The organism is Ramlibacter cellulosilyticus (genome assembly GCF_014297465.1).
Lineage (GTDB): Bacteria > Pseudomonadota > Gammaproteobacteria > Burkholderiales > Burkholderiaceae_C > Ramlibacter > Ramlibacter cellulosilyticus.
In genome coordinates this window covers 47413-65927 of sequence record NZ_JACORT010000016.1, presented here as the reverse complement: position 1 = coordinate 65927, position 18515 = coordinate 47413, and the positions used below count along the sequence as shown (strand labels likewise).

The 18515-nt window shown below is 69.7% G+C and carries 16 protein-coding genes; 14 read left to right on the top strand and 2 right to left on the bottom strand.

The annotated features are described in order from the left end of the window. The first annotated feature begins 48 nt into the window (after positions 1 to 48). The 11 genes from H8N03_RS25195 to H8N03_RS25145 all read left to right on the top strand — a co-directional run bounded on the left by H8N03_RS25195 (position 49) and on the right by H8N03_RS25145 (position 12478). Positions 49 to 2151: a 3-hydroxyacyl-CoA dehydrogenase NAD-binding domain-containing protein gene (locus H8N03_RS25195; RefSeq protein WP_187079005.1), complete on the top strand. Its 2103-nt coding sequence runs from the start codon at positions 49 to 51 to the stop codon at positions 2149 to 2151. 10 nt (positions 2152 to 2161) lie between these two features. Further along, the gene (locus tag H8N03_RS25190) at positions 2162 to 3637 is read left to right on the top strand and encodes a M20 family peptidase (RefSeq protein WP_187079004.1); all 1476 of its coding nucleotides are present in this window, start codon (positions 2162 to 2164) and stop codon (positions 3635 to 3637) included. Positions 3638 to 3667: 30 nt separating this feature from the next. Next, the gene (locus H8N03_RS25185; protein ID WP_187079003.1) at positions 3668 to 4843 is read left to right on the top strand and encodes an acetyl-CoA C-acyltransferase; all 1176 of its coding nucleotides are present in this window, start codon (positions 3668 to 3670) and stop codon (positions 4841 to 4843) included. Between the two features lie 122 nt (positions 4844 to 4965). Then, complete coding sequence (locus H8N03_RS25180; RefSeq protein ID WP_187079002.1) at positions 4966 to 6792, top strand: acyl-CoA dehydrogenase; 1827 nt, start codon at positions 4966 to 4968, stop codon at positions 6790 to 6792. Further along, entirely contained in the window at positions 6792 to 7007 is a 216-nt protein-coding gene (locus H8N03_RS25175; RefSeq protein ID WP_187079001.1) for a hypothetical protein, read from the top strand. The genes H8N03_RS25180 and H8N03_RS25175 overlap by 1 nt, the downstream gene beginning before the upstream one ends. A 19-nt stretch (positions 7008 to 7026) precedes the next feature. Beyond that, complete coding sequence (locus H8N03_RS25170; protein ID WP_187079000.1) at positions 7027 to 7818, top strand: SDR family oxidoreductase; 792 nt, start codon at positions 7027 to 7029, stop codon at positions 7816 to 7818. Between the two features lie 4 nt (positions 7819 to 7822). Further along, complete coding sequence (locus H8N03_RS25165) at positions 7823 to 8251, top strand: PaaI family thioesterase (RefSeq protein ID WP_187078999.1); 429 nt, start codon at positions 7823 to 7825, stop codon at positions 8249 to 8251. Between the two features lie 10 nt (positions 8252 to 8261). Beyond that, positions 8262 to 9278 carry an NADP-dependent oxidoreductase gene (locus H8N03_RS25160; RefSeq protein WP_187078998.1) on the top strand — a complete coding sequence of 339 codons (1017 nt, stop codon included), beginning with the start codon at positions 8262 to 8264 and terminating at the stop codon, positions 9276 to 9278. Positions 9279 to 9336: 58 nt separating this feature from the next. Beyond that, complete coding sequence (locus H8N03_RS25155) at positions 9337 to 10977, top strand: isovaleryl-CoA dehydrogenase (protein ID WP_187078997.1); 1641 nt, start codon at positions 9337 to 9339, stop codon at positions 10975 to 10977. A gap of 2 nt (positions 10978 to 10979) precedes the next feature. Next, the gene (locus tag H8N03_RS25150; protein WP_187078996.1) at positions 10980 to 11924 is read left to right on the top strand and encodes a glutathione S-transferase family protein; all 945 of its coding nucleotides are present in this window, start codon (positions 10980 to 10982) and stop codon (positions 11922 to 11924) included. An 8-nt stretch (positions 11925 to 11932) separates the two neighbouring features. Continuing rightward, entirely contained in the window at positions 11933 to 12478 is a 546-nt protein-coding gene (locus H8N03_RS25145; protein ID WP_187078995.1) for a methylated-DNA--[protein]-cysteine S-methyltransferase, read from the top strand. Here H8N03_RS25145 and H8N03_RS25140 read toward each other — a convergent pair. Then, positions 12475 to 13191: a DUF1223 domain-containing protein gene (locus H8N03_RS25140; protein WP_187078994.1), complete on the bottom strand. Its 717-nt coding sequence runs from the start codon at positions 13189 to 13191 to the stop codon at positions 12475 to 12477. The genes H8N03_RS25145 and H8N03_RS25140 overlap by 4 nt on opposite strands. Before the next feature lie 51 nt (positions 13192 to 13242). After that, positions 13243 to 13926, bottom strand: coding sequence for a hypothetical protein (locus tag H8N03_RS25135; protein WP_187078993.1), 684 nt, complete (start codon positions 13924 to 13926; stop codon positions 13243 to 13245). Positions 13927 to 14060: 134 nt separating this feature from the next. On the opposite strand from H8N03_RS25135, the gene H8N03_RS25130 reads away from it, so the two are divergent. The 3 genes from H8N03_RS25130 to H8N03_RS25120 all read left to right on the top strand — a co-directional run bounded on the left by H8N03_RS25130 (position 14061) and on the right by H8N03_RS25120 (position 18504). Then, on the top strand, positions 14061 to 16382 hold the full coding sequence (locus H8N03_RS25130; RefSeq protein WP_187078992.1) for a Tex family protein: 2322 nt from the start codon (positions 14061 to 14063) through the stop codon (positions 16380 to 16382). A 63-nt stretch (positions 16383 to 16445) separates the two neighbouring features. Then, positions 16446 to 17387, top strand: coding sequence for a nucleotidyl cyclase domain-containing protein (locus tag H8N03_RS25125; RefSeq protein WP_187078991.1), 942 nt, complete (start codon positions 16446 to 16448; stop codon positions 17385 to 17387). Between the two features lie 10 nt (positions 17388 to 17397). Beyond that, on the top strand, positions 17398 to 18504 hold the full coding sequence (locus H8N03_RS25120) for a serine/threonine-protein kinase (protein ID WP_187078990.1): 1107 nt from the start codon (positions 17398 to 17400) through the stop codon (positions 18502 to 18504). The last annotated feature ends 11 nt before the right edge of the window (positions 18505 to 18515 follow it).

The following is an 18515-nucleotide window of genomic DNA, read 5'->3' as shown; positions in this document are numbered from 1 at the left end:
GAACGACCGTTCTTTTCTCCCCCGACACCACCCACTGGAGATTTCCGCATGACGGCTGAATACAAGGTGCACGGCGACGTCGCCGTGATCACGATGAACAACCCGCCCGTCAACGGGCTGGGTTACGCCACCCGGGTCGCCATCACGCAGGGCATCGACCAGGCGAACGCGGACCCGGCCGTGAAGGCCATCGTGCTCACGGGCGCCGGCAAGGCGTTCTCGGGCGGCGCCGACATCAAGGAATTCGGCTCGATGAAGGCCACGCAGGACCCGAACCTGCTGTCCGTGATCCTGACCTGCGAGAACTCGTCCAAGCCCATCGTGGCGGCGATCCACTCCGTCGCCATGGGCGGCGGACTGGAGCTGTCCCTGGGCTGCCACTACCGCATCGCGGCGCCCGGCGCCAACATCGCGCTGCCCGAAGTGAAGCTGGGCCTCATCCCCGGCGCCGGCGGCACCATGCGCCTCCCGCGCGTGCTGGGCGTCGAGCCGGCCCTGAACATGATCGTGAGCGGCGAGCCGGTCAAGAGCGAGATGCTCGCCCAGCTGCCCGGCCAGAAGCTGTTCGACAAGATGGCGGGCTCGCCGGAGTCGCTGATGGAGGAGGCGATCGCCTTCGCCCGCTCGGTCGCCGACACCCGTCCGCTGCCGCTGGTGCGCAACCTGCCTTCGAAGCACCCGATGGGCGACGCGTACTTCCAGTTCGCCCGCAACATGGTCAAGGGCATGGCCAAGAACTTCCCCGCGCCGGCCAAGTGCGTGGACGCGGTGGAAGCCTCGACGAAGAAGAAGTTCGACGAGGGCATGACCTACGAGCGCGAGATCTTCACCGCGCTGATGTTCACGCCCGAATCGCGCGCGTTGCGCCACCTGTTCATGGCGGAGCGTGCCGCGTCCAAGATCGCCGACGTGCCGGAAGACACGAAGCAGCGCGACATCAAGTCCGTGGCCGTGATCGGCGCCGGCACCATGGGCGGCGGCATCTCCATGAACTTCCTGAACGCCGGCATCCCGGTGACCATCCTCGAGATGAAGCAGGAAGCCCTGGACCGCGGCATCGCCACGATCCGCAAGAACTACGAGGCCCAGGTCAAGAAGGGCAAGCTGAAGCAGGACAAGTACGAGCAGCGCATGTCGCTCCTCAAGACCTCGCTTTCCTACGACGAGATCAAGGACGCCGACCTCGTGATCGAAGCGGTGTTCGAGGAGATGGGCGTCAAGCAGAAGGTCTTCGAAAAGCTCGACGAGGTGATGAAGAAGGGCGCGATCCTCGCATCCAACACCTCCACGCTGGACCTGAACAAGATCGCCTCCTTCACCAAGCGGCCCGAGGACGTCGTCGGCCTGCACTTCTTCAGCCCCGCCAACGTGATGAAGCTGCTGGAAGTGGTGCGCGGCGACAAGACGGCCAAGGACGTGCTCGCGACCGTGATGTCGCTGGCCAAGAAGATCAAGAAGACGGCGGTCGTCTCCGGCGTCACCGACGGCTTCATCGGCAACCGCATGATCGAGCAGTACAGCCGCCAGGCCGGCTTCCTGCTGGACGAGGGCGCGACGCCGCAGCAGGTGGACAAGGCCATCGAGAAGTTCGGCTTCGCGATGGGCCCCTTCCGCATGGGCGACCTGGCCGGCAACGACATCGGCTGGGCGATCCGCAAGCGCCGCGCGCAGGAGCGTCCCAACATGCTGTACTCGCGCACTGCCGACAAGCTGTGCGAGCTGGGCCGCTTCGGCCAGAAGACGGGTGCCGGCTGGTACGACTACCAAGCGGGCAAGCGCGACGCGATCCCGTCGAAGCTGGTGGAGGACATGATCGTCGAACACCGCAAGTCGCTGGGCATCGAGCCGCGCAAGATCTCCGACGAGGAGATCGTGCAGCGCCTCGTGTTCGCGCTGGTCAACGAAGGCGCGCGCATCGTGGAAGAGGGCATTGCGGCCCGCGCGAGCGACGTGGACATGGTCTACATCACGGGCTACGGCTTCCCGATCCACCGCGGTGGCCCGATGCTGTACGCGGACCAGGTCGGCCTGTTCAACGTGGTGCACGCCATGAAGCGGTTCCAGCAGAACCCGCGCGACGACGCGAAGTTCTGGGAACCCGCCCCCCTGCTGCTGAAGCTGGCGCAGGAAGGCAAGGGCTTCAACGGCTGAGGCGGCCCGCATGGCCAAGCGTGTCCTGCTGCTGGTGTTCGCCGTGCTGCTGCTGCTCGTGGCAGCGGTGGGCGTCAACACGTGGCGGCAGGGTTCGCGCCAGGTCGACGTGGCGCCCGCGCCGCCGCTGGCGATCGACAACGCCGCCGTCGCCGACAAGCTCGCGACGCTGATCCGGTTCCAGACGGTCAGCAGCGACCAGGACCCGGCGCTCAACACGGCGGAGTTCCGCAAGCTGCACGCGGCCCTCGAGCAGCGCTTTCCGCTGGTGCACGCGCGGCTGAAGCGCGAGTTCGTCGGCGGCCTGAGCCTCCTGTACACCTGGCAGGGCAGCGACCCGGCGGCGAAGCCGATCGCGCTGATGGCGCACCACGACGTGGCCCCCATCGCTGCCGGCACCGAGGGCCAGTGGGAGGAGCCGCCCTTCGCGGGCGTGGTGAAGGGCGGGTACGTGTGGGGTCGCGGTGCCTGGGACGACAAGGGCAACCTCGTCGCGCAGCTCGAAGCCGTGGAAATGCTGCTGGCCTCGGGCTTCCAGCCGCGCCAGACCGTCTACATCGTGTCCGGCGCCGACGAGGAAGTCGCCGGCCTGCGCGGGGCCGCGCCCATCGCGAAGCTGCTGCAGGAGCGCGGCGTGCGCCTGGACTTCGTGATCGATGAAGGCCTGGTGCTCACCGAAGGCGTGGTCGCCGGCGTCGCGGCGCCCGCCGCGCTGATCGGCGTGGCCGAGAAGGGCTATGTCACCGTGCAGTTGAAGGCCGTGGCGCAGCCGGGCCATGCCTCGATGCCGCCGCCGCCCGGCACCACCGCCATCGCGCAGATCGGCGCGGCGCTGCAGCGGCTGGACGAGCAGCAGTTCCCGCCGCGGCTGAAGGGCGTGGCGCGCGACCTGTTCGCGACGCTCGCGCCCGAGATGCAGGGTTTCCAGCGCGTGGCGCTGGCCAACCTGTGGCTGTTCGGCCCGCTGGTGGAGAAGCAGCTCGCCAAGGCCCCGAGCACCAACGCGATGCTGCGCACGACCACGGCGCTCACCATCGTGAACGCGGGCAACAAGCACAACGTGATCCCCGGGCAGGCCGAGGCGATCATCGACTTCCGCATCCTGCCGGGCGACAGCGTCTCCTCGGTGCTGCAGCACGTGCGCGACAAGGCCGGGGCGGGCATCGAGGTGAACCCCGTCGGCGGCAGCAAGGAGCCCACCCCGGTGAGTTCCACCGAGGCCGCCTCCTACCGCGTGATGGAGCGGACGTTGCGTTCGGTCTTCCCCGGCACCATCGTCGCGCCGGCACTGTACGTGGCCGGGTCCGATTCGCAGCATTTCGTCCCCATCGCGGACAGCATCTACCGCTTTTCCCCGGTGCGCGCGCGGCCTTCCGACCTGCCCCGGCTGCACGGCACCAACGAGCGCATCTCCGTGGCCAACCTCGGCGAGCTCGTCCGCTTCTACCACCAGCTCCTGCGCAACCTGAACGCGCCGGCGCCCTGATCCGCATCCGACCCTGAAAGGCAATCCACCATGACCAAGGCCGTCATCGTCTCCACCGCCCGCACGCCCCTGACCAAGAGCTGGAAGGGCGCGTTCAACATGACGCACGGCGCCACGCTGGGCGGCCATGCCGTCAAGCACGCGCTGCAGCGCGCCGGCGTGCCCGGCGACGCCGTGGAAGACGTGCTCATGGGTTGCGCGAACCCCGAGGGCGCCACCGGCGCCAACATCGCGCGCCAGATCGCGCTGATGGCCGACCTGCCGGTCACCGTGTCCGGCGCGACGGTCAACCGCTTCTGCTCCTCCGGGCTGCAGACCATCGCCATGGCTTCGCAGCGCATCATCGCGGGCGAGGGCGAGGTGTACGTCGCCGGCGGCGTGGAGAGCATCTCGTGCGTGCAGCAGGAGATGAACCAGCACATGCTGCGCGACCTGACCCTGGACAAGAAGAAGCCGGAGATCTACTGGTCGATGCTGCAGACCGCCGAACAGGTCGCCAAGCGCTACGACATCTCGCGCGACCGCATGGACGAATACGGCGCCGCCAGCCAGCAGAAGGCCGTCGCCGCGCAGGAAGCCGGCAAGTTCAAGGACGAGATCGCGCCGATCACGGTGAAGGCCGGCGTCGCCGATCCGGTGATGGGCCTGATCACCAAGGAGGTGACCGTCTCCCAGGACGAAGGCCTGCGTCCCGGCACCACCAAGGAGAGCATCGCGGGCATCCGTTCCGCGCTGCCCGGCGGCGTGATCACGGCCGGCAACGCGAGCCAGTTCTCCGATGGCGCGGGTGCCTGCGTCGTGGTGAGCGAGGAATACGCGAGCCGCAACAACCTGAAGCCGATGGGCCGCTTCCTCGGCTTCGCGGTCGCCGGCTGCGAGCCGGACGAGATGGGCATCGGCCCGGTGTTCGCGGTGCCGAAGGTGCTCAAGCGCCTGGGCCTGACCGTGAACGACATCGACCTGTGGGAGCTGAACGAAGCCTTCGCCGTGCAGGTGCTGTACTGCCGCGACAAGCTTGGCATCCCCGCCGACCGCCTGAACGTCAACGGCGGCGCCATCGCCGTGGGCCACCCTTACGGCGTCTCCGGCCAGCGCCTGACCGGCCACGCCCTCATCGAAGGCAAGCGCCGCGGGGCGAAGCGCGTCGTGGTGACGATGTGCATCGGTGGCGGGATGGGCGCTGCGGGGGTGTTCGAGGTTCTCTGATAACCAAACAGCCGGACGCAGAAGTCGCAAAGGTTCCGCAAAAGTCGCAAAAGGAAATCCCTCAAGGTTTTCTTTGCGACTTTTGCGTACTTTCGCGGCTTTTGCGTCCGGTACCCGTCTTTATGTCCTCCCTTCGCCCCACGATTGATTTCCTCCTCTACGACTGGTTGCATGCCGATCGGCTGAACGAGCGCGCGCGGTTTGCGGACCATTCGCGCGAGACGTTCGATGCGGTGCTCGACACCTGCGAGCGCATTGCGCGCGAGAAGTACGCCCCGTTCAACCGGCTGGTGGACACCGAGGAGCCGCGGTTCGATGGCGAGAAGGTGATCCTGCCGAAGGCGACGCACGACGCGCACGAGGCCTACGTCGCTTCCGGCATGCTGAGCGCGGCGCAGGACTACGAGGAAGGCGGCATGCAGCTGCCTTACACGGTGGAAGCCGCGGCCGGCACCTTCTTCGCCACGGCGTCGGTCAGCATCGGCGGCGGCCTGCTCACCAAGGGCAACGCGAACCTGCTGATGGTGCACGGCACCGAGCTGCAGAAGGAAGTCTTCGCGCGCAACGAGTTCGGCGGCCGGTTCTCCGGCACCATGGCGCTGTCGGAGCCGCAGGCCGGCTCCTCGCTCTCGGATATCGCCACGCGCGCGACGCCGGATGGCGCCGGCTTCGAGGGCGACCCCCTCGGCCCGCGCTACCGCCTCAAGGGCAACAAGATGTGGATCTCCGCCGGCGAACACGAGCTGGCGGAGAACATCGTCCACCTCGTGCTGGCCAAGATCCCCGGCCCGGACGGCAAGCTCGTGCCCGGCACGCGCGGCATCTCGCTGTTCATCGTGCCCAAGAAGCTGGTGGGCACCGATGGCCAGCTCACCGGCGAACGCAACGACGTCGCGCTCGCGGGCCTGAACCACAAGCTGGGCTGGCGCGGCACGACCAACACGCTGCTGAATTTCGGCGAGGGCAAGTACCCCGTGCGCGGCGGCGCCGGCGCGATCGGCTACCTCGTGGGCAAGCCGGGCGAAGGCCTGCGCTGCATGTTCCACATGATGAACGAGGCGCGCATCGGCATCGGCCTGGCCGCCACGGCGCTCGGCCTCGCGGGCTACTACGCATCCCTCGACTACGCGAAGAACCGCCCGCAAGGCCGCCCCGTCGGCCCCGCGGGAAAGGACGCCTCGCAGCCGCAGGTGCGCATCATCGAGCACGCCGACATCAAGCGCATGCTGCTCGCGCAGAAGTCGTACTGCGAAGGCGCGCTGGCCCTGCTGCTGCACTGCGCGCGCCTGGTCGACGAACAGCACACCGGCACGCCCGGGTCGGCGGAAGAAGCGCGCCTGCTTCTGGAGGTGCTGACGCCCGTCGCCAAGAGCTGGCCCAGCGAGTTCTGCCTGGAGGCGAACTCGCTTGCGATCCAGGTCCACGGCGGCTACGGCTACACGCGCGACTTCCCGGTGGAACAGTACTGGCGCGACAACCGCCTGAACATGATCCACGAAGGCACGCACGGCATCCAGGCCGCGGACCTGCTCGGGCGCAAGGTGGTGATGGAAGGGGGCAAGGGCCTCCTGCTGCTGGCCGGCCGCATCAACGCGACGATCGAGCGGGCCATCCAGCAGCCGCACCTTGCCGAACACGCCAATGCGCTGGGCCAGGCCTTGCAGAAGGTCGGCGCCGCCACCAAGGCGGCCTGGGCCACCGCCAACCCGTCCGATGCGCTGGCCAATGCCGTGCCGTACATGCAGGCCTTCGGCCACCTGGTGATCGCGTGGACCTGGCTGGACGTGCTGCTGTCCGTGCCGGCGCAGCCTGCGCGCCCGGAAGACGAAGGCCGCCAGCGCGCGGCGCGCTACTTCTTCCACTACGAGCTGCCCAGGATCCCCGCGTGGCTGCGCGTCGTGGAGACGCGCGATCCCACCTGCGCCACCATGCCCGAGGAGGCGTTCTGATGGCTTCCCAGCGCACGCTCGCCCGCATCGACGCTCTCGCCTGGACCCTGATCTACGGCGGCCTGTTCCTGCTGGTGCTGGGCATCGCCTCGCACGACGAGACGCGGATCGGCGGCTGGAGCCTGTCGGTGATCGGTGCGCTGGCCGCCGTCGCCGGCGTGGTGCTGATCATCGTGCGTTCGCGCCTGCCGCAGGCGCCGGACTCGAAACCCTGAACCGGAGACACCGCTCCCCATGACCCGCACCATCCAGCAACTGTTCGACCTGAAGGGCCGCACCGCGCTCGTCACCGGCGGCTCGCGCGGCCTCGGGCTGCAGATCGCGCATGCGCTCGGCGAAGCCGGCGCGCGCATCATGCTCACGTCCCGCAAGGCGGAAGACCTGGAGGAGGCCGTGGCCGACCTGCAGGCAGCCGGCATCGACGCACGCTGGATCGCCGCCGACTGCGCGCGCGAGGAAGACATCCGCAAGCTGGCCGACCAGACCCTGGAGCGCATGGGCGACGTCGACATCCTCGTGAACAACGCGGGCGCCGCCTGGGGCGCGCCGGCCGAGGACCACCCGCTGGAAGCCTGGGACAAGGTGATGAACCTGAACGTCCGAGGCTACTTCCTGCTGTCGCAGCAGATCGGCAAGCGCAGCATGATCCCGCGCAAGACGGGACGCATCGTCAACATCGCGTCGATCGCCGGCCTCGGCGGCAACCCGGCGGACATGACCACGCTGGCTTACAACACGTCCAAGGGCGCGGTCATCACCTTCACGCAGGCGCTCGCGGGCGAGTGGGGCCGCTACGGCATCAACGTCAACGCCATCTGCCCCGGTTTCTTCCCCAGCAAGATGACCCAGGGGACGCTGGAGCGCCTGGGCGAGGACAAGCTCGCCGCGCACGCACCGCTGCGCCGGCTGGGCGACGACGAGGACCTCAAGGGGACGGCGCTGCTGTTCGCCTCGGACGCCGGCAAGCACATCACCGGCCAGTGGCTGGCGGTGGACGGCGGCGTCTCCATGATCACCGGAGGCTGAGGACGTGGCGACACCCAAGCTGTTCGGGGTGGAGATCCCCTTCGTCCACCATCTCGGCTTCGAGCTGATTGCCATGGAGGGCGGGCAGTCCGAGCTGAAGTACCTGCCGAAGCACGAGCACATGAACTCCTTCCTGGTGACGCACGGCGGCGCGATCATGACGCTGCTGGACGTGACCATGGCGACGGCCGCGCGCAGCGTCGACCTGGAGATCGGCGTCGTGACGATCGAGATGAAGACCACCTTCATGCAGCCCTGCAAGGGCCTGCTGACCGGCAAGGGCCGGCTGATGCACCGGACGAAGTCCATGGCCTTCACCGAAGGCACGATCTACGACGAGGCCGGCAACGCCTGCGCGCACGCCACCGGCACGTTCAAGTACGTCAAGCGGCCCGCGCCGAGCGCGCCGGCCAACACCATCTCCACCGACTGAGGAGTCCACGATGCCCCGGAACAAGCAGATCCTTCTGGACAACCGCCCGCAAGGCGAGGCCACGGCCAGCAACTTCAAGCTGGTGGAAAGCGACACGCCTGCGCTGAAGGACGGCGAGGTGCTGGTGCGCCACCATTTCCTCAGCCTCGATCCGTACATGCGCGGGCGCATGAACGACGCCAGGAGCTATGCGGCGCCGCAGCCGCTCGGCCAGGTGATGCAAGGCGGCACCGTGGGCGAAGTCGTCGAGAGCCGCAGCCCGAAGTACGCGGTGGGCGACAAGGTGGTGGGCTTCGGCGGCTGGCAGGAGTACAGCGTGGTCGCCGCCGACCAGCCGGGCGCCCTGCGCAAGGTGGACACGACGCACGTGCCGCTCTCGTACTACCTGGGCGCCGTCGGCATGCCGGGCGTGACGGCGTGGTACGGCCTCAACGGCATCCTCCAGCCGAAAGCGGGCCAGACCCTCGTGGTGAGCGCGGCGAGCGGCGCCGTGGGCAGCGCGTTCGGCGCGCTGGCCAAGGCGCGCGGCTGCCGCGCCGTGGGCATCGCCGGCGGTCCCGACAAGTGCCGCTACGTGACCGAGGAACTAGGCTTCGACGCCTGCGTCGACTACCGCCCGCACAAGGACGCCGGGTCGCTGTCCAGGGCGGTGAAGGAAGCCTGCCCGGACGGCATCGACGGCTACTTTGAGAACGTCGGCGGCATGGTGATGGACGCGGTCATGCTGCGCATGAACGCTTTCGGCCGCATCGCCCTCTGCGGGATGATCGCCGGCTACGACGGCCAGCCCATCCCCATGGCGTATCCCCAGCTGCTCCTTACGAACCGGCTGCTGGTGCAGGGCTTCATCGTGAGCGAGCACATGGACGTGTGGCCGCAGGCGCTGCAGGAGCTGGGAACGCTGGTCGCCACCGGCAAGCTGCGCCCGCGGGAATCCGTGGCGCAGGGCCTGGCGGCGGCGCCCGAAGCGTTCCTGGGCATGTTGAAGGGAAAGAACTTCGGCAAGCAGCTGGTGAAGTTGACCTGATCCCGTGCCTCCGCGGCGAGCCGTGAGCGATACTGCGCCCATCGCTGACGGAGGTGCCATGCCCGAGCTCACGCACGAAGTCTTCAACCAGCCCGAGCCGCTGGTGGACACCAACCTGTTCGAGACGAACCGCGCGCTGCGCGACGCGCTGCGCTTCAATGCACCGGACCTGGACATGGCGCCGCTGCAGGCGCTCGGTGCGCTGGCCGGCAGCGGCGACATGCAGGCCCACGCGCGGCTCGCCAACACCCACACCCCGGAGCTGCGCACGCACGACCGCTTCGGCCGCCGCATCGACGAGGTGGAGTTCCATCCGAGCTACCACGCGCTGATGTCCGCCGCGGTGCAGGCCGGCCTGCACGGCACGCCGTGGGCCGGCGGCACCAGCGCCCACGTGCTGCGCGCCGCCGGCTTCATGCTCTTCACCGAGCTGGAGCCTTCCATCCTGTGCCCGATCTCCATGACCTACGCCGTCACGCCCGCGCTGCGCAGCAACGCCGGCGTGTTCCGCGACTGGGCGCCGAAGCTCACCAGCCGCGGCTACGACCCGCGGCTCGTGCCCTTCGCGCGGAAGTCGGGCGTCACCATGGGCATGGGCATGACCGAGAAGCAGGGCGGTTCGGACGTGCGCGCCAACACGACGCGCGCCGAGCCGCGCGGCAGCGACGACTGGGGGCCGCGCTACGCGGTCACCGGCCACAAGTGGTTCTTCTCCGCGCCCATGTGCGACGCTTTCCTGGTGCTCGCGCAGACGGCCTCCGGCCTCAGCTGCCTGTTCCTGCCCCGCGTGCTGCCCGATGGCAGCCGCAACGCCATCCTCATCCAGCGCCTCAAGGACAAGCTGGGCAACAAGGCCAATGCGAGCTCGGAAGTGGAGTTCCACGAAGCCACCGCGTGGCTGGTCGGCGAGGAAGGCCGGGGCGTGCCGCAGATCCTCGAGATGGGCACCATGACGCGCCTGGACTGCGCGCTAGGCACCAGCGGCCTCATGCGGCAGGCGCTCTCGCTCGCGATGAACCACACCCAACAGCGCATGGCCTTCGGCAAGCGCCTCGTCGAGCAGCCCTTGATGCGCAACGTCCTCGCGGACCTCGCGATCGAAAGCGAAGCGGCCACCGCGCTGGCGCTGCGCCTCGCGCGCGCGTTCGACCGCCGCGGCGACGCCCACGAAGCCGCGATGGCGCGCCTGCTCACGCCGATCGCCAAGTTCTGGATCTGCAAGCGGGGCAGCCACTTCGCGCAGGAGGCGATGGAGTGCCTGGGCGGCAATGGCTACGTGGAAGAGGGCGGCGAGGGCATCATGGCGCGCATCTACCGCGAGATGCCGCTCAACTCCATCTGGGAAGGCGCCGGCAACATCATGGCGCTGGACCTGCTGCGGGCCCTGCGCAAGGCGGATGCGGCCGCCGCGCTGGCGCAGGAGCTCGCGCCGGCGAAGGGGGCGCATCCGGCACTCGACCGCCTGGCCGCGAGCCTCCCGACCCGCGTGGAGGCCATGGCCACCGAAATGGAAGCCCGCCGCCTCGCGCAGGACGTCGCGCTCGCGGTGCAGGCCGCGCTGCTGCACCAGACGGCGCCGGCCGCGGTCTTCGACGCCTTCTGCGCCTCGCGCATCGCCGGGGACTGGGGCCAGGCCTTCGGCACGCTGTCCTCCCGCACCGACTTCGACACCATCCTCCAACGCGCGCAGCCCCATTGAGCATGCAAGACCTCATCCTGCACCACTACGCCAGCTCGCCCTTCTCCGAAAAGATCCGCCTGATCCTGGGGCACAAGAAGCTGCCGTGGAAATCGGTGCTCGTGCCCGCGATCGCGCCCAAGCCCGACGTCGTGGCGCTCACCGGCGGCTACCGCCGCACCCCCGTGCTGCAGGTCGGCGCGGACATCTACTGCGACACGGCGCTGATCTGCGACGTGCTGGAACACGTGCGGCCGGAGCCCACGCTGTACCCGCCGCACCTGAAGGGCGTGTGCCGCATCTTCGCGCAATGGGCCGACTCCAGCCTGTTCTGGGCGGCGATGGGCTACAACCTGCAGCCGCGGGGCGCCGCGCACGTGTTCGCCAAGGCGCCGCCGGAAGCGGCCAAGGCTTTCTCCGAGGACCGCAAGGCGATGTCCGGGAACATGGTCCGCCTGCGTCCCGGCGACGCGACGTCCGCCTACCGCTCCTACCTGCGCCGCATCGCCAACATGGCCGACGAGCACGACTTCCTCTTCGGCGTCGAGCCCTGCGTCGCGGACTTCTCCGCGTACCACGGCATCTGGTACACGCGCAACCAGGTGCCCGTGCTGGCGGACATCCTCAACGCGACGCCCTCGGTCGGCGAATGGGCCAATCGCATGGAAGCGATCGGGCATGGCGCCATGACCAGGCTCACGCCCGAAGACGCCATCGCGATCGCGAAAGGCGCCGAGCCTGCCGCGCGCGGCGCCAACCTCCTGATCGACAGCGCGTTCCAGGACGACCACGGCATCGCGCTGGGCAGCCGCGTGACGATCACGCCGGAATCCTTCGGCACGGAGTCCACCGAAGGCGAGCTGATCGCGGCCACGCGCACGCACTACAGCCTGCGCCGCGAAGACGCGCGCGCGGGCACCGTGCACGTGCACTTTCCGCGCATCGGCTACGTGCTGCGCGCGGCGTAGGACCGTCCATGGCCCGCGCGCTGGGCTTCTGCCTCTTCGACACCGCGATCGGCGCGTGCGGAATCGCGTGGACGCAAGACGCGCTCGCCGCCGTGCAGTTGCCGGAAACGACGGCGGACGGAACGCGCCGGCGCCTGCTGCGTGCGACGGGCGAGGTGGACGAGGCCGAGCCGCCGGCGTTCGTCCGCGACGCCATCGCGCGCATCCAGGCGCTGCTCGAAGGGGCGCAGGACGATCTCGCCGACCTGCCGCTGGACATGGAAGCCGTTCCCCCGTTCCACCAGCGCGTGTACGCCGTGGCGCGGGCGATTCCGCCCGGTGAAGTGCTGACCTACGGGGAAGTGGCGCGCCGTCTGGGCGAGCCGGGCGCCTCGCGCGCCGTCGGGCAGGCGCTGGGCCACAACCCGTTCGCGCCGGTGGTCCCTTGCCATCGCGTGCTGGCGGCCGGCGGGCGCTCCGGCGGTTTCTCGGCCGAGGGCGGGGCGCTCACGAAGCTGCGGATGCTGGAAATCGAAGGCGCACGCCTGGGCGGCGCGCCCGGCCTGTTCGACTAGCCGGAGCACTGCAGGCTGAGCGCCTGCAGCGGAATCCCGGTGGCGGGATCGAACACGACGAGGTTCACCTGCTGCGGATGCCCCTCCTCGGCGGCCATCGGGCGGAACTCCAGGCGCTGGGTCCCCGCGTGGGTGCCCGCCGGCACGAACTGCCGCACCACGAAGTCGTGCTGCAGGAACTCGCCCGCGTTCTCGCCTGCGCGCACCTTGCTTGCGTGGCCGTGCTCCGTCACCGTCCAATAGGCCGCCCAGCGCGCGCCCGGCACCCGCGGCGTGACGTCGGCGAGTGCCTGGACTTGCGCCCTTTCCAGGCGGATGACGGCGCCCGCCGGCTCGTTGCCCGCCCGCGGCGCAGCGTAGTCGCGCGCATCGCGGCCGTCGCGCACGAGCTGTGGCGTGTACACGTTTGGCGAGCGGGTGCGCGCGGCGATCTCGCGCTGGCGGGCGTTGTGCGCGGGCGCGGCAAAGCGGTCCACCCACCCGAGGCGGTCCCAGTAGCTCACGTGGAAGCCCTGGACCACGACCCGGCCCGCCGCTGCTTCCTGCTTCAGCGCCGAGAGCCACCGGTCCGCCGGCGGGCAGGAACTGCAACCCTCGGAGGTGTAGAGCTCGACGACCGGCGTGCGGAGGGCAGGCGACTGCGCGCGGCAGGAAGAAGACGCGTGCGCCGCCGGCACGAGGCAGGCGGCGACGAGGAGGAAGTGCGCTCGCATGGCAACTCTTCGGCGGCTGCACCCAGCCGCCAGGAGGGCCACCTTAGCGCGTCAGAACCACTTGCGCCAGCCCGACTCGGCCGGCTTGTCCACCGCCTGCGCGCGTTCCTCGTTGCGGACGTCGCGCTGCTCGCGGATGCGTTCGTCGCGCAGGCGCTCTTCCTCGCGCAGGCGCTGCTCGCGCAGCTGCGCCTCGCGGGCGGCCAGCGCGGGGTCGTGCGCGGGAGCCACCACCTCGTTGCGCACCGGCGCCGCCATCGCCGGCGTGCGGCCGGCCAGGCGCTGCTCCATCTCGTTCAGGCGCGCGTTGAGCATGCGGTTCATCTGCTCCATCTGCGCCTGGACCTCGCGGCGGCTCTGCAGCATCGCCTTGTCGAATTCGGAGGCGGCGATCGCATCGCGCTCGCGCATCTCCTTCAGGTGCGTGTCCAGGTGCTGGCGCAGGTCGGTGAAGCGCGAGGCTTCGGCCTTGTCCGCCAGTTCGCGCTGCGCTTCCAGCGTCTTCTGGTGGGTGCGGTACTCCATCAGCGACGCGGTGCGCATCGCGGCGCTGGACGCGAGGAACAGGACCAGCGTCAGGCCCAGGAGGGCGAGCAGGATGAGGCCGAGGGGGGCGTCCGTGACCATCAGGCCGAAGGACAGGGGGGTGGGACGGACGATCTCCGACCAGTTCAGGGCGGCAAAGCCCGCGACCAGCAGGATCGCCAGGACCAGGAGGGTGGTGCGAGCGCGCATGGAAAATCTCCCTTGGATGTTGCAAAACATTCTCTGCCGTGGACGCGCCGCAACTGTCAGCCAGCGCCCTAAATGGCTGTGCGACGCGTGTGGCAAACTCGCCCGCTCTCGTATGGATCCCCAGCAGTAACACCGTGCAAAAAATCCTGCGGCAGATCGCTGCCGAACTCCGCGTCCGCGAAGACCAGGTCCGGGCGGCCGTCGAACTGCTCGACTCCGGCGCCACCGTCCCCTTCATCGCCCGTTACCGCAAGGAGGCCACCGGCGGCCTCGACGACAACCACCTGCGCGAGCTCGAAGCCCGCCTCGCCTACCTGCGCGAGCTGGAAGAGCGCCGCGAAGCCGTGCTCAAGAGCATCGCCGAGCAGGGCAAGCTGACGCCCGAGCTGCGCGCCGCCATCGAAGCCGCGCCCACCAAGCAGGAGCTGGAAGACCTCTACCTGCCGTACAAGCCGCGGCGCCGCACCAAGGGCCAGATCGCCCGCGAAGCCGGCATCGAGCCGCTGGCCGACCTCCTGTGGGCCGACCCGAAGCGCGACCCGGCCGCCGAGGCCGTCCCCTTCGTGAAGAAGGAAAAGGGCGAGGGCGGCGAGGACTTCACCACCGTGCCTGCCGTGCTCGACGGCGTGCGCGACATCCTGTCGGAGCGCTGGGCGGAAGACGCCGCGCTGGTGCAGGGCCTGCGCGAGTGGCTGTGGACCGAGGGGCTGCTCAAGTCCAAGCTCGCGGCGGGCAAGGACGAGAACAACCCCGACGTCGCCAAGTTCCGCGACTACTTCGACTACGACGAGCCGATCGGCCGCGTCCCGTCACACCGCGCGCTGGCCGTGTTCCGCGGCCGCGCGCTCGACATCCTGGAAGTGAAGCTCGTCCTGCCGGTGGAGCCGGAGCCGGGCCAGCCTTCCATCGCCGAAGGCAAGATCGCGCTGCACCTGGGCTGGAGCCACCAGAAGCGCCCCGCCGACGACCTGCTGCGCAAGTGCGTGGCCTGGACCTGGCGCGTGAAGCTGTCGCTCTCCACCGAGCGCGACCTGTTCTCGCGCCTGCGCGAGGAGGCGGAGAAGGTGGCGATCAAGGTGTTCGCCGAGAACCTGCGCGACCTGCTGCTGGCCGCGCCGGCCGGCCCGCGCGTCGTCATGGGCCTGGACCCCGGCATCCGCACCGGCGTGAAGGTGGCCGTGGTCGACGCCACCGGCAAGCTGGTCGACACCGCCACGGTGTACCCGCACGAGCCGCGCCGTGACTGGGCGGGCTCGCTGCACACCCTGGCGCTGCTTTGCAAGAAGCACGGCGTGAACCTCATCGCCATCGGCAACGGCACGGCGAGCCGCGAGACCGACAAGCTGGCCGCGGAGCTGGTGAAGGGCCTCGGCGACGACATCCAGCGCGTGGTGGTGAGCGAGGCGGGCGCCTCGGTCTACTCCGCGAGCGAATACGCCTCGCAGGAGCTGCCGGACGTGGACGTGAGCCTGCGCGGCGCCGCGTCGATCGCGCGCCGCCTGCAGGACCCGCTGGCCGAACTCGTGAAGATCGAGCCCAAGTCGATCGGCGTGGGCCAGTACCAGCACGACGTGAACCAGAGCGAACTCGCCCGCACGCTGGATGCGGTGGTCGAGGACTGCGTGAACCGCGTCGGCGTCGACCTGAACACGGCCAGCGCGCCGCTGCTGTCCCGCGTTTCCGGCCTGTCGCCCTCGGTCGCCAAGGCGGTCGTGACCTGGCGCGAGTCCAACGGCGCCTTCCGCAGCCGCCAGCAGCTGCTGCAGGTGAGCGGCCTCGGGCCCAAGACCTTCGAGCAGAGCGCGGGCTTCCTGCGCATCCGCGGCGGGGACAACCCGCTGGACATGACGGGCGTGCACCCGGAGACCTATCCCGTCGTGGAGAAGATCCTGGAAGCGGCGAAGAAGCCGGTGCAGGACCTCATGGGCCGCGCCGAGATGCTCAAGACGCTCAAGCCGGAGCTGTTCGCCAACGAGAAGTTCGGCGTCATCACCGTCAAGGACATCCTGGCGGAACTGGAGAAGCCGGGCCGCGACCCGCGGCCGGACTTCAAGGTGGCCCGCTTCAACGAGGGCGTGGACGACATCGCCGACCTGCAGCCCGGGATGGAGCTGGAAGGCACGGTGAGCAACGTGGCCGCGTTCGGGGCCTTCGTGGACCTGGGCGTGCACCAGGACGGCCTGGTCCACGTGAGCCAGCTGTCCCACAAGTTCGTGAACGATGCCCGGGAAGTGGTGAAGACAGGCGACATCGTGAAGGTGAAAGTCCTGGAAGTGGACCCCGTGCGCAAGCGCATCAGCCTCACGATGAAGCTCGGGACCCCCACGGGACGCCGCGACGCGCCCCGCGAGAACCGCTTCGAGGGGGCCGGGCGAGGCCAACGCGCAACAAACAACCCCTCGATGGGCACCGCGATGCAGGGCGCATTCGCCAAACTGCAGGGGTTGCGGAAATAGCCTGTAGGCAGCCCGGCCATGCCGGGCCACAATAGTGCACATGTTCCACAGCTGCCTGGGCGGATGACGACCGAGTCCGCGCCCTTGCCGATCCCGGCAAGCGTGCTGTTCCTGCGCATGCGCGGCTGGGGGGACGAGCTTCCGAGCGCCCAGTCGCGCCGCCGCACCCAGTTGGCCGCCACGCTCCGTGCGGCCCTCGCCGCCTGGGCGGAGGACCGGCGCGTGGTGCTCGAGGCCCCGGACGGCCTCGCCGTGGTGGGCGAGGGCGATCCCGCGCTGGCCCTGCGCGCCGCGCGTCTTGCGGCGCAGCACACCAAGGATCCCGGCCTGGGCATCGGCCTGCATCACGGGCCCGTGCTCGCCACGGGCGAGTCGCTGGGCGAGGCACGCGTGCAGGGCGACGGGGTCGAGACGGCCGCGGCCCTGGCCGGCTTCGCGGGCGAGCATCCGGTGCTCGCCTCGCAATCCTTCCGCGAGGCGCTCGCGCAGCGCTGGCCGCAGGAAGCGGAGATGCTGCGCGCCGCCGGCGACTTCGTCGACGAACGCCTGCGCTCGCACGCGCTCTTCGTGTTCGACCCGCTGCCCGCGCGCCGGCGTGCCGTGCGGCGCACCATCGTCGGCTCGCTCGGCGTGGCCCTGCTGCTGACCGCGGGACTGGCCGGCCGGCAGGCGCGCGAGTACTACGAGGAGCAGCACCGGCCGGCGCTGCTGGTCCTGGACATCAAGCCCGCGGGCGAGGTGTTCGTGGACGGCGAAGCCCGCGGCAACGCGCCGCCGCTGGTGCGCATCTCGCTGCCGCCGGGGCCGCACGTCATCGAGGTCCGCAACGGCAAGCTGCCGCCCATGAAGACCGAGGTGCAGCTGAAGCCCGGCGAGCTCATGGAGCTGAAGCACGTGTTCCCGCCGCCGGCGCCGCCGGCGCGCAAGGCGCGTCCCGTCGCCCCGCGGCAGAACACGCCAGGCGAGAAGCTGGACAAGTGGATCGACAAGTACAAGTGGTGGTGAGGCCCTGCCCGTGAACACGCCCCCCGTCACCCATTTCGGCCGCTACCGCGTCGTGCGCGAGCTCGGTCGCGGCGCCATGGGCGTCGTTTACCTCGCCGAGGACGCGTCGCTGCAGCGGCAGGTCGCGGTGAAGACGCTTCTGTTGCCCGAGGAGGAGAACTCCGCGGAGCGCCGCAACCTCGAGGCGCGCTTCATCCAGGAAGCGAAGGCCGCGGGCGGGCTGAACCACCCGGGCATCATCACCATCCACGACCTCGGGCGCGAAGGCGACTGGCTGTACATCGCCATGGAGCTGCTCGAAGGCACCGAGCTGAAGGACCGGATGCAGGCCGGCCCGATGCCGATCGACGAGGCGCTGGACATCGCGGCGCAGGTTGCATCGGCGCTGTCGGTCGCGCATGCGCGCGGCGTGGTCCACCGCGACGTGAAGCCGGGCAACATCATGCTGCTGGCGGAGCGGCACGCCAAGATCATGGACTTCGGCATCGCCCGCATGAAGTCCTCGGACGTGCGCACGCAGAGCGGCACGATGATGGGCTCGCCCAAGTACATGTCGCCCGAGCAGGTGGGCGGCCACCCGGTGGACCACCGCAGCGACATCTTCTCGCTCGGCGTGCTGCTGTACGAGATGCTCTCGGGGCAGCCCGCGTTCTCGGCGGAAAACCTCGGGGCGCTGCTCAACGCGATCATGCGGTCGCCGCCCACGGCGCTGACCGAACTGCGCCCGGAAGTGCCGGGGTCGGTCGACCTCGTGATCGCGCGGGCCATGCAGAAGAACCCGAACGAGCGCTACCAGGACGCCGCGGAGATGGCCCGCGACCTGACGCAATGCCGTGCCGTGGCGAGCCGTTCGCGCCCCGTTGCGTCGGCCGCGCCATCGTCCTCGGACCCGTACGCGTCCACGCTCGCCGCCGACAGCACGCAGCTGATCGAGCGGCCGCCCGAGGGACTGGGCCTGTCGCCGCTGTTCGACTCCACCGCCGGCCTGCAGCGCCTGCTGCGCAACGAGGCGGAGCCGGTGCCCCAGAAGCAGCCGCGCGTGCGCTACGGCTGGCTCGGCTGGGCCGCGGCCTACCTGCTCGCCGGCATGGGCGCGATCGCCATCGCCTTCGGCTGACTTCGCGCGCT

Coding starts and splice junctions, on each gene's coding strand:
- H8N03_RS25190 (WP_187079004.1), top strand. CDS start 2,162: ATGGCCAAGCGTGTCCTGCTGCTGGTGTTCGCCGTGCTGCTGCTGCTC.
- H8N03_RS25185 (WP_187079003.1), top strand. CDS start 3,668: ATGACCAAGGCCGTCATCGTCTCCACCGCCCGCACGCCCCTGACCAAG.
- H8N03_RS25175 (WP_187079001.1), top strand. CDS start 6,792: ATGGCTTCCCAGCGCACGCTCGCCCGCATCGACGCTCTCGCCTGGACC.
- H8N03_RS25145 (WP_187078995.1), top strand. CDS start 11,933: ATGGCCCGCGCGCTGGGCTTCTGCCTCTTCGACACCGCGATCGGCGCG.
- H8N03_RS25180 (WP_187079002.1), top strand. CDS start 4,966: ATGTCCTCCCTTCGCCCCACGATTGATTTCCTCCTCTACGACTGGTTG.
- H8N03_RS25140 (WP_187078994.1), bottom strand. CDS start 13,191: ATGCGAGCGCACTTCCTCCTCGTCGCCGCCTGCCTCGTGCCGGCGGCG.
- H8N03_RS25155 (WP_187078997.1), top strand. CDS start 9,337: ATGCCCGAGCTCACGCACGAAGTCTTCAACCAGCCCGAGCCGCTGGTG.
- H8N03_RS25170 (WP_187079000.1), top strand. CDS start 7,027: ATGACCCGCACCATCCAGCAACTGTTCGACCTGAAGGGCCGCACCGCG.
- H8N03_RS25150 (WP_187078996.1), top strand. CDS start 10,980: ATGCAAGACCTCATCCTGCACCACTACGCCAGCTCGCCCTTCTCCGAA.
- H8N03_RS25135 (WP_187078993.1), bottom strand. CDS start 13,926: ATGCGCGCTCGCACCACCCTCCTGGTCCTGGCGATCCTGCTGGTCGCG.
- H8N03_RS25125 (WP_187078991.1), top strand. CDS start 16,446: ATGACGACCGAGTCCGCGCCCTTGCCGATCCCGGCAAGCGTGCTGTTC.
- H8N03_RS25195 (WP_187079005.1), top strand. CDS start 49: ATGACGGCTGAATACAAGGTGCACGGCGACGTCGCCGTGATCACGATG.
- H8N03_RS25160 (WP_187078998.1), top strand. CDS start 8,262: ATGCCCCGGAACAAGCAGATCCTTCTGGACAACCGCCCGCAAGGCGAG.